Source organism: Demequina sp., assembly GCF_024642165.1.
GTDB lineage: Bacteria > Actinomycetota > Actinomycetes > Actinomycetales > Demequinaceae > Demequina.
Genome location: NZ_JAHEBP010000077.1, coordinates 1 through 9,754 on the forward strand (window position 1 = coordinate 1; position 9,754 = coordinate 9,754).

General features: G+C 72.7%; 9 protein-coding genes and 1 pseudogene. 9 read left to right on the forward strand and 1 reads right to left on the reverse strand.

Annotated elements, in window-relative coordinates; genetic code table 11:
* The 5 genes and pseudogenes from Q0L54_RS07970 to lysA form a co-directional block, all read left to right on the forward strand.
* Window positions 1-365, forward strand: a pseudogene (locus tag Q0L54_RS07970) (hypothetical protein); the annotation flags it as partial.
* Window positions 366-369: 4 nt separating this feature from the next.
* Window positions 370-792 (forward strand): hypothetical protein, encoded by a 423-nt coding sequence (locus Q0L54_RS07975; RefSeq protein ID WP_296666937.1) that lies wholly within the window; start codon window positions 370-372, stop codon window positions 790-792.
* Between the two features lie 40 nt (window positions 793-832).
* Window positions 833-1,615 carry an MBL fold metallo-hydrolase gene (locus Q0L54_RS07980; RefSeq protein WP_296666938.1) on the forward strand — a complete coding sequence of 261 codons (783 nt, stop codon included), beginning with the start codon at window positions 833-835 and terminating at the stop codon, window positions 1,613-1,615.
* A 9-nt stretch (window positions 1,616-1,624) separates the two neighbouring features.
* Complete coding sequence (gene argS / locus Q0L54_RS07985; RefSeq protein ID WP_296666940.1) at window positions 1,625-3,298, forward strand: arginine--tRNA ligase; 1,674 nt, start codon at window positions 1,625-1,627, stop codon at window positions 3,296-3,298.
* Between the two features lie 2 nt (window positions 3,299-3,300).
* Complete coding sequence (gene lysA / locus Q0L54_RS07990; RefSeq protein WP_296666942.1) at window positions 3,301-4,641, forward strand: diaminopimelate decarboxylase; 1,341 nt, start codon at window positions 3,301-3,303, stop codon at window positions 4,639-4,641.
* Between the two features lie 36 nt (window positions 4,642-4,677).
* On the opposite strand, the gene Q0L54_RS07995 is transcribed toward lysA, so the two are convergent.
* Complete coding sequence (locus tag Q0L54_RS07995; RefSeq protein WP_296666943.1) at window positions 4,678-5,529, reverse strand: NAD(P)H-binding protein; 852 nt, start codon at window positions 5,527-5,529, stop codon at window positions 4,678-4,680.
* 116 nt (window positions 5,530-5,645) lie between these two features.
* Between Q0L54_RS07995 and Q0L54_RS08000 the strand changes: the two genes are divergently transcribed.
* The 4 genes from Q0L54_RS08000 (at window position 5,646) to thrB (ending at window position 9,583) form a co-directional block, all read left to right on the forward strand.
* A complete protein-coding gene (locus Q0L54_RS08000; RefSeq protein ID WP_296666947.1) occupies window positions 5,646-6,029 on the forward strand; it encodes a helix-turn-helix domain-containing protein in 384 nt (127 codons plus the stop codon).
* Window positions 6,030-6,297: 268 nt separating this feature from the next.
* Window positions 6,298-7,584 (forward strand): homoserine dehydrogenase, encoded by a 1,287-nt coding sequence (locus Q0L54_RS08005; protein WP_296666949.1) that lies wholly within the window; start codon window positions 6,298-6,300, stop codon window positions 7,582-7,584.
* Window positions 7,584-8,642, forward strand: coding sequence for a threonine synthase (thrC, locus tag Q0L54_RS08010; RefSeq protein ID WP_296666950.1), 1,059 nt, complete (start codon window positions 7,584-7,586; stop codon window positions 8,640-8,642). Before Q0L54_RS08005 ends, thrC begins: the two co-directional genes overlap by 1 nt.
* 14 nt (window positions 8,643-8,656) lie before the next feature.
* Complete coding sequence (thrB, locus tag Q0L54_RS08015) at window positions 8,657-9,583, forward strand: homoserine kinase (RefSeq protein WP_296666952.1); 927 nt, start codon at window positions 8,657-8,659, stop codon at window positions 9,581-9,583.
* The last annotated feature ends 171 nt before the right edge of the window (window positions 9,584-9,754 follow it).

Consider the following 9,754-nt stretch of genomic DNA (forward strand, 5'->3'; position numbering starts at 1 on the left):
GCGTCGGCGAGGGCATCCGGGTGCGCGTCGTGGTCCCCGCCGGCACCACCGCCGCGGTCCACCTGCCCGGGGCCGATGCGCCCGTCGAGGTCGGATCCGGCATGCACGAGTGGGTCGCGCCCGCCCGCGTCACGCCGCCGGTCGAGCGCACCTTCTCTGCGGACACCCCGCTGGTGGAGATCCGCCGCAGCGACGCCGCCTATGCGGCGGTGCGTCGCGCCCTCACCTCCACGCTCGGCGGCGAGGCGACGAGCGACTTCCTGCGCACGGTGCAGTGGGGGCCGCGAGGCACGTTCCGGATGCAGGCGCTGTTGCTGCCCCCGGGCGTGGTCGAGGCCGTCGAGGTGGCGCTCGCCGAGGTCTGACGCGATGCTCGAGCCCCGCGTCCTGCAACCGGTCGCGGGGCTCGAGCGTTTCCTCCACATGCGCGTGTCGACGTCTATCGCGGCGGTGGCCGTGACCGCGGCCCTGGCCATGAGCCTGGCCGCGTGCGCGCCGCGCGCCGGCGACGACGTGCGCGACACCCGGGATCCGGACGCCGTGGGCACGGTCACCAGCGTCCAGGACGCCACCGACACGGTCGCGGTGACCTTCGCGCCGGACCCCGGCTATGAGTACTTCGACGGCACCACCTTCGTGTTCGGCGTGGGCGGCGACCTCGAATCTGCGGACGGCGAGGCGCTGGGCGCTGCGGACGTCGCCGTGGGGGACCGGCTCGAGGTGTGGGTCGAAGCCTGCGCCGAGTCCTTCCCGGTGCAGTGCGCGGACCCCGTGGGGCGGCTGCTTCCCTGAACGCCTCGCGCCCGGACACGCCGCGCGCCACACTGGACCCATGACCGGCGTCGAGATCTCCCTGGTGGGCGGCCCTACGGCGGTGCTCGGCTATGCGGGTCTCACCATCCTCACGGACCCCACCTTCGACCCCGCGGGGCCGGTGGGGAACCTCACGAAGCTGGCGGGGCCCGCGTTCACTCCCGAGCACATCGGCCACGTCCACCTGGTGCTGCTGTCCCACGACGAGCACGAGGACAACCTCGATGTTGCGGGCCGCGCGGCCCTCGCGGACGCCGGCCACGTGATCTCCACGCCCGGCGCCGCCGCGCGCATCCCCGGAGTGGTGGGCCTCAAGGCCTGGCACTCCGTCACCGTCTACGGCCAGCATGTCCCGGTGTGCGTCACGGCGGTGCCCGCGCAGCACGGCCCGGACGGCGTCGCGGATCAGCTGGGAGAGGTGACCGGGTTCGTCCTTCGCGCGGAGGGCTGGCCCACCGTGTACTTCTCCGGCGACAACTCCGAGGTGGAGGTTGCGGCACAGGTTGCGCACCGGTTCCCCGACGTCGCGATCGCACTGGTATGCGCGGGGGCCGCCCGGGTGCCCCGCCTGGGCGACGCGCTGCTGACGGCCGATGCGGCACGGGTGTCCGCGATCACCGATCTGTGGCCCGCGGCCACCGTGGTGCCCGTCCACATCGACGACTGGGCGCACTTCACCCAGCCCCGCCACGCCCTCCGCGAGGCGCTCCATGGAGACCCCGCGCGCGACCGCATCGTCCTGCTGGACAAGGGTGCCGCGGTGCGCCTTCCCGGCGCGTCCGCCACCCTCGCGCGCGCCTAGAATGGCCTGGTGACCCCCGAAGAGCTCTCCGCGACCATCCGCGCCGCCGTGCTGGCAGGTATCGACGACAGCGACTTCCAGTTGTCCCCGTTCGATGTCCCCGAGGTGAAGGTCGAGCGGCCCCGCCAGCGTGACCACGGTGACTGGGCCACCAACATCGCGATGCAGCTCGCCAAGCAGGCCGGCACCAACCCGCGCGAGTTCGCCGCGACCCTGGTGGAGCGCCTGGTGGAGCTCGACGGCATCGACTCCGCGGAGGTCGCCGGGCCGGGGTTCATCAACATCCGTCTCGCGGCCGACGCCGCCGGGCTGCTCGCCAAAGGAATCGTCGACTACGGCGACGATTACGGCCGGGGCGAGTCGCTCACCGGCAAGGTGGTGAACATCGAGTTCGTCTCCGCGAACCCCACCGGCCCGGTGCACATCGGCGGCACCCGCTGGGCCGCCGTGGGCGACTCCCTGGCGCGCCTGCTCGAGTTCCACGGCGCGGACGTGGTGCGCGAGTACTACTTCAACGACCACGGCGCCCAGATCGACCGATTCGCGGCGTCGCTGCTCGCCGTGGTCACCGGAGACGACCCGCCCGAGGACGGCTACGCCGGCGAGTACATCCAGGACATCGCCAACGAGGTGATGGTCGAGGCCATGGCCGCGGCGGACAAGGACCCCTTGGAGCTGCCCCGCGAGCAGGCGCTGGAGTTCTTCCGCGAGCGCGGCGTCAACCTGATGTTCCAGCAGATCAAGGACCAGCTGCACGCGTTCGGCGTCGACTTCGACGTCTACTTCCACGAGGACTCGCTGCACCACTCGGGCGCCGTGGACCGCGCGCTCGAGCAGCTGAAGTCCACGGGCGCCCTGTACGAGAAGGACGGCGCCTGGTGGCTCCGTTCGACCGACTACGGCGACGACAAGGACCGCGTGGTCATCAAGTCGGACGGGAAGCCCGCGTACATCGCCGGGGACCTCGCGTACTTCCGCGACAAGCGTCACCGCGGCGCGGATCTGTGCATCTACCTGCTGGGAGCCGACCACCACGGCTACATCGCCCGCCTCAAGGCCGCGGCGGCCGCCTTCGGGGACGATGCGGAGAACGTCGAGGTGATCATCGGCCAGCTGGTGAACCTGGTGAAGGACGGGCAGCCGGTGCGCATGTCCAAGCGCGCGGGCACGGTGGTGACCATCGAGGACCTCGTCGAGGCCGTCGGGGTCGACGCCGCCCGCTACGCCCTGGCCCGCTCCAGCGCGGACAGCACCATCGACATCGACCTCGATCTGCTCTCCTCGGCCACCAACGCGAACCCGGTGTTCTACGTCCAGTACGCGCACGCCCGCTCCGCCGGGGTGGCCCGCAACGCCGCGCAGTACGGCATCCGGCGCGAGGACGGCTTCGACCCGTCGCAGCTCACGCACCAGAGCGAGGCCGCGCTGCTGGGCATCCTGGGCGAGTTTCCGCGCGTGGTCGCGCAGGCCGTCGAGTACCGCGAGCAGCACCGGGTGGCGCGCTACCTCGAGGACGTGGCCGCGGCGTTCAACCAGTGGTACGACCGCACCCGCGTGACGCCCGTGGGCGACGAGCAGGTGACGGACCTCCACCGCACCCGCCTGTGGCTGAACGATGCGGCGGGCCAGGTGCTGCGCAACGGCCTCGGATTGCTGGGCGTGAGCGCCCCCGCAAGGATGTAGGCATGAGCGCAGCCGTCTTCTCCAGCACCGTGACCCGGGTCGAGGACGGCGCCCTCGCCGTGGGCGGCGTCGACGTCCGCGAGCTCGCCGGCCAGTACGGTACGCCGCTCTACGTCATCGACGAGCAGGACATGCGTGCCCGCGCGGCCGCGTTCCGCGACCACTTCGCCGCGGCCTTCGGGCGCCACGGCGCGGAGGTCGACGTGTTCTACGCGTCAAAGGCGTTCCTGTCCTCGAAGGTGGCGCGCTGGATGCGCGCGGAGGACCTGTGCCTCGACGTCGCGTCGCTCGGCGAGCTGGAGCTCGCGCTGCGGGGCGGCATGCCCGCCGCGCGCATCGGCCTGCACGGCAACAACAAGTCGGACGCGGAGCTGCGGCGCGCGCTCGAGGTGGGCGTGGGGCGGATCATCGTCGACTCGTTCACCGAGATCGAGACGCTGGACGCCATCGCGCGCGAGATGGGTGCCGTGGCGCCCGTGCTGGTGCGCGTCACCACCGGGGTGCACGCGGGCGGTCACGAGTACATCGCCACCTCGCACGAGGACCAGAAGTTCGGGCTGTCGCTCGCCTCGGGCGCCGCGTTCCAGGCGCTGGTCGCCTGCCACGACGCAGCCGGGATCCGCCTCAACGGCATTCACACCCACATCGGCAGCCAGATCCTGTCGCTCGCCGCGTTCGAGGAGAGTGCCGAGCGCATGCTGGGCCTGCGCGCGACGCTCCACGCCGAGTACGGCATCGAGCTGCCCGAGGTGGATCTGGGCGGTGGGTACGCCATCCGCTACACGCCGCACGGCGAGGCCCTTTCGGCGCACGATGCGGCGCAGGGGATGGCCGAGGCCGTCGCCGCCGCGATGGCGAAGGTGGGCGGCACGTGGCCGCGGTTCAGCATCGAGCCGGGCCGCGCCATCGCGGGCCCCGCCGGCATGACCCTGTACCGCGTCGGGGTGGTCAAGCACGTCGCCCTCGAGGACGGCGGCCAGCGCCAGTACGTGGCAGTGGACGGCGGCATGAGCGACAACATGCGCACCATCACCTACGGCGCCGAGTACACGGCGACCATCGCGTCGCGGCTGTCGGACGCGGAGCCCGAGCTGAGCCGCGTGGTGGGCAAGCACTGCGAGAGCGGCGACATCGTGGTCCGGGACGTCGAGCTGCCCCATGACATCGCGCGGGGCGACCTGCTCGCGGTGCCCGCGACCGGCGCATACGGCCGCGTCATGGCCCACAACTACAACGCGGCGCTGCGGCCCGCGGTGGTCTCGGTCCGCGACGGCGAGTCGACGGTGCATATCCGCCGCGACACCCTCGAGGACCTCTTCAGCTGGGACGTCGCGCCCGACTGAGGGGCGCGACGTCCGCTGGCTCAGTCCTCCGCCGCCTCAGACGGCGGAGGCGACTGCCGTCGCGAGCGACGTGGGGGCGCGGCCGATCAGCTCGGCGAGGTCCGTCGACTCCGTGTAGAGGTCGCCCGCCGCGATGGAGGCGTCGATCGAGGCCCAGAAGCCCGCGGTCCCCGCGTCCATGCCGGCGGCCTGCATGCCGGCGGCCAGTTCCTCGACGGTGACGTTCGTGTAGCCCACGTCAGTGCCCGACGCGGTCGAGACGGCCGCGGCCAGGTCGGCCAGCGTGAACGCCTCGCCGCCCAGTTCGTAGGCGGGCTTCACGGTCGCGGCGGTGAGTGCCGCGGCGGCGGCCTCGGCGTAGTCCTGCCGCGTGGCGCCGGAGATCAGCGCGTCGCCCGCGGCGCCGACGATCGCGCCGCTCTCGAGGTAGCCCGGGATCCGCGCGGTGTAGTTCTCGAGGTACCAGGAGTTGCGCAGCGCGACGGTCTCGACGGGGGACGTGTTCAGGCGCTCCTCGGTGGCGACGTGTTCGGGCGCGAGGCCGTTCGTCGTGTCCTCGGCGTTGATGAGGGACGTGTAGACGATGCGCGAGACGCCCGCCGCCTCCGCCGCCTCGATCACCGCTGCGTGCTGCGCGGTGCGCTTGCCGGGCTCGGAACCCGAGACGAGGACCAGGCGGTCGACGCCCTCGAGGGCGGCTGCGAGCGTCTCGGGCTTGTCGTAGTCGGCCTCACGGGTCCGCACGCCCAGCGCCGCGAGGTCCTCGACCTTGGCGGTGTCGCGCGCCAGCGCGATCACGTCGAACGGAGAGGCGTGGAGGTCGAGCAGCGCGCGGACGATCTTCTCGCCCAGCTGACCCGAGGCTCCGGTGACGGCGTAGGTGGTCATGCGATTTCCTTCCATCGGTGGGGCGGTCGCCCCGTGGCCTTGACGTCATGCTAACTAATCGAAAGCGCTATCTATTCCACCGTGGTGTCGATTGCGCAGTGTCCTATCCTGGTGGCATGGCAGCAGACGAGGGACCCGGCGCCGCGCTCGTCGCAGACGTGTTCGCGCGGGCATGCTCGTCGCGCGCCGCGTTCGAGACCGTCACCGGCCGGTGGGCGTCGCTGGTGCTGCTCGCGCTCGGTGAGGGACCGTACCGCTTCGGCGAGCTCCGCCGCCGAGTCGAGGGGGTCAGCGAGAAGATGCTCTCCCAGGCGCTCCACGGCCTCGAGCGGGAGGGCCTGCTCACGCGCACCGATCACGGCACGGTCCCGCCGCGCGTGGACTACGCGCTTACCGCGCTCGGCGAGGACGTCGCGCGGCGCCTGCGCGAGCTTGCCGATCTGCTCCAGGGCGCCGTCCCCGACCTGAACCGCGCCCGGGCCGCCTACGACCGAGACTGAACCCGCGCATCGTCCCTCCTCGCACACCGTCCCGCCCGCGCATCGTCCCGCCCTCGCCCGTCGCGCGTCGCTCCGGTGGCACGGCGCGCTCGCGCGCTCTCGACTGGAACAGCAACCCGAGCCCGACAAGAAGCCGAGCATCGTCGACGCGGTCCCCGCAGAGGACCGGTACGAGCCGGAAGACGATCCGGGCGAGGCCGGCTTCCCCGCCGAGGGCCCCGTCCTCTGACGCCCGGGCCGCCGCGGCGCTCCCGCTAGAGTGGGTGCCGTGTCTGACCCCCTCAAGCCCGTCTCCATCGCCATCCTGGGCCCTGGCACCGTCGGCTCCGAGGTGGTGCGCCTCCTGACCGCGCAGGCGGGGGACCTCGCCGCGCGGGTGGGCGCTCCGCTGGAGATCATCGGCGTGTACGTCCGCGACGCATCGAAGGACCGCGGGCCGAATCTGCCGCGCGAGCTGCTGACCGAGGACGCCTCCGCGCTGGTCGCGGGTGCGGACGTGGTGGTCGAGCTCATGGGCGGCATCGAGCCGGCGCGCACCCTGATCCTGGAGTCGATCGCGGCGGGGGCGAGCGTGGTGACCGCCAACAAGGCGCTGCTCGCGGCGTACGGGCCGGAGCTGTACGAGGCCGCCGACGCGGCCAACGTGGACCTCTACTTCGAGGCGGCCGTCGCCGGCGCCATCCCGCTGGTGCGTCCGGTGCGCGAGTCGCTCGCGGGCGACCACATCACCCGGATCCTGGGCATCCTCAACGGCACCACCAACTACATCCTCGACGCGATGACCACCTACGGCCTCGATTACGAGGTGGCGCTCAAGCAGGCGCAGGACCTGGGCTACGCGGAGGCGGACCCGACGGCGGATGTCGAGGGGCACGATGCGGCGGCGAAGGCCGCGATCCTGGCGTCGCTGGCGTTCCACCAGCGGGTGGGTCTCGAGGACGTGTTCTGCGAGGGGATCACCTCGGTCACGTCCGAGGACATCATCGCAGCGCGGGAGACGGACCAGGTGGTGAAGCTGCTGGCGATCGCCGAGCGCACCGCCCAGGGCGTCACCGTCCGCGTTCACCCTGCTCTGGTGCCCGCCACCCACCCGCTCGCGGGCGTGCGTGGCGCGTACAACGCGGTGTTCGTCGAGGCGGAGTCCGCCGGCGGGCTCATGTTCTACGGCCAGGGTGCGGGCGGCACGGCCACCGCATCGGCCGTGCTGGGAGACCTGGTGTCCGTCGCGCGCCACAAGGCGCTGGGCGGCAAGGGTCCGCTCGAGTCCAACTACGCGGCGCACGCGCTGCTGCCCGTCGAGGCGGCGCTCACGCGGTACTGCGTGCGGATGTCCGTCGAGGACCGGCCGGGCGTGCTGTCCGCAGTGGCGGAGGTGTTCGCGCGGCACGACGTGGGCATCGAGGTGGTGCGCCAGGTGCCCGGTCAGAGCCACGCGGGGCTCATCCTGTCGACGTACGAGGCGCCCGAGCGCGACCTGCGCGCTACGGTCGAGGACCTGCGGGTCAGCGACGCGGTGGCCGAGGTGAAGTCCGTCCTGCGGATCGAGGGGGAGTAGTGGCGCACGTGTGGCGCGGGATCATCCGCGAATACCTGGACCGTCTTCCGTTCGACGCGGGCGACCGCATCGTCACGCTGGGCGAGGGCGGCACGCCGCTGGTCCACGCCCCGTCGATCTCCTCCGAGGTGGGCGCTGAGGTCTTCGTCAAGGTCGAGGGGATGAACCCCAGCGGATCCTTCAAGGATCGCGGCATGACGTCCGCGATCACCCAGGTGATCAAGGATGGCGACCACACGGTGGTGTGCGCGTCCACGGGCAACACGTCCGCGTCCGCGGCGGCGTATGCGGCCCACGCCGGGCTGCGCTGCGTGGTGATGATCCCGCAGGGCAAGATCGCTGCGGGCAAGATGGCGCAGGCGATCGTGCACGGCGCGGACCTGGTGCAGGTGGACGGCAACTTCGACGAGTGCCTCGACATCGTGCGCGAGCTGTCGGAGAACTATCCGATCGCGCTGGTGAACTCCGTCAACCCGTATCGCCTGCAGGGGCAGAAGACGGCCGCGTTCGAGATCGTCGACCAGCTGGGCGACGCCCCCGACATCCACATGCTGCCCGTGGGCAACGCCGGGAACATCTCCGCCTACTGGATGGGATTCACGGAGTACCTCGAGGCGGGCGTCGCGCGCCGTACGCCCCGCATCTGGGGCGTGCAGGCCGCGGGGGCCGCGCCGTTCGTGGCCGGCCACCCCATCAAGGATCCCGAGACCGTCGCCACCGCGATCCGGATCGGCAAGCCCGCCTCGTGGGACCTCGCCATCGCGGCGCGGGACCAGTCGGGCGGCTGGATCCGCGCGGTCACGGACCAGCAGATCCTCTCCGCGCAGGCGCGCCTGGCGGCCGACGTCGGGGTGTTCGTGGAGCCCGCCTCCGCGGCCCCCATCGCCGGGCTGCTGGCGGCGGCCGCGCTGGGTGAGGTCCCGCGTGGGGCCACCATCACGTGCACGGTCACCGGCAACGGGCTCAAGGACACCGCGACCGCGCTCGCGGGCCGTGAGGTCGAGCCCCTCGTCATCCCTGTCGACGTCGAGGCCGCCGCCGCGGCGCTCGGCCTGTAGGGAACGGCGTGGCCATGAGGCTGGCCGCCGACCACGTCAAGGTTTCCGTCCCCGCCACGGCGGGCAACCTGGGTCCGGGCTTCGACGCCCTGGGCATGGCGCTGGGCGTCGCGGACCAGATCGAGGTGCGTGCGCTCGCGTCCTCCGAGGTCGACATCGACATCGCGGGCGAGGGTGCGGACACCCTGCCGCGCGACGAGTCGCACCTGGTGGTGCAGGCGCTGCGCGCCGCGCTGGACCAGGTGGGCGCCTCGCAGACCGGCCTTCACATCCGCGCGGTCAACCGCATCCCGCACGGCCGAGGACTCGGCTCCTCGGCCGCGGCGGTGGTTGCCGGCATCGTCGCCGCGCGTGCGCTGATCGCCGAGCCGGAGGCGCTGTCGGCCGAGGATGCGCTTCGCCTCGCGACCGCGTTCGAGGGGCACCCCGACAACGCGGCCCCGGCCATCTACGGCGGCGCGACGGTGGCGTGGAAGGACGCGGACGGGGCGCACGCGCGGCCGCTCACTGTCGCCGACCAGATCGAGACCGCCGTGCTGATCCCTCGTTCGACGCTCCCCACGCGCGAGGCGCGAGCGGTGCTGCCGCCCAAGGTGCCGCACGTCGACGCGGCGTTCAACGTGGGCCGCGCGGCGCTGCTGGTGAACGCGCTGGCCGGACGGCCCGAGGACCTCTTCGCGGCCACCGAGGACCGGCTCCACCAGATCTACCGCGCCGACGTGATGGCGCCGGCGATGGCGATGCTGCGGACGCTGCGGGATCGCGGGCTCGCGGCCGTGATCTCGGGCGCAGGCCCGTCGGTGCTGGTGCTGGGCACGGACCTCGCCGAGGCGGGTCTGTCCTCCGGGCCGCTCGCGTGGGCCGAGGGCGTGGGCGGCGAGACGTGGCGATCCGTGCACACCGTGGACCGGGTCCCGGGCGCCTCGGCCCAGCGGCTCTAGAGCGAGCCCACCCCCAGCGCGGCCCGACGCCTGCCCCAGCGCGCCTCGACCCCACCGGGTCCCGCCCCGCGACCCGCCACCCGGTCCCGCTCCCACCGGGTCCCACCACCCCGGCGACCCCACCGCCCCCGCGACCCCACCGCCCCGCGACCCCACCGCCCGACCCCACCG

Coding starts and splice junctions, on each gene's coding strand:
- Q0L54_RS07975 (WP_296666937.1), top strand. CDS start 370: ATGCTCGAGCCCCGCGTCCTGCAACCGGTCGCGGGGCTCGAGCGTTTC.
- Q0L54_RS07980 (WP_296666938.1), top strand. CDS start 833: ATGACCGGCGTCGAGATCTCCCTGGTGGGCGGCCCTACGGCGGTGCTC.
- lysA (WP_296666942.1), top strand. CDS start 3,301: ATGAGCGCAGCCGTCTTCTCCAGCACCGTGACCCGGGTCGAGGACGGC.
- Q0L54_RS07995 (WP_296666943.1), bottom strand. CDS start 5,529: ATGACCACCTACGCCGTCACCGGAGCCTCGGGTCAGCTGGGCGAGAAG.
- Q0L54_RS08000 (WP_296666947.1), top strand. CDS start 5,646: ATGGCAGCAGACGAGGGACCCGGCGCCGCGCTCGTCGCAGACGTGTTC.
- thrB (WP_296666952.1), top strand. CDS start 8,657: ATGAGGCTGGCCGCCGACCACGTCAAGGTTTCCGTCCCCGCCACGGCG.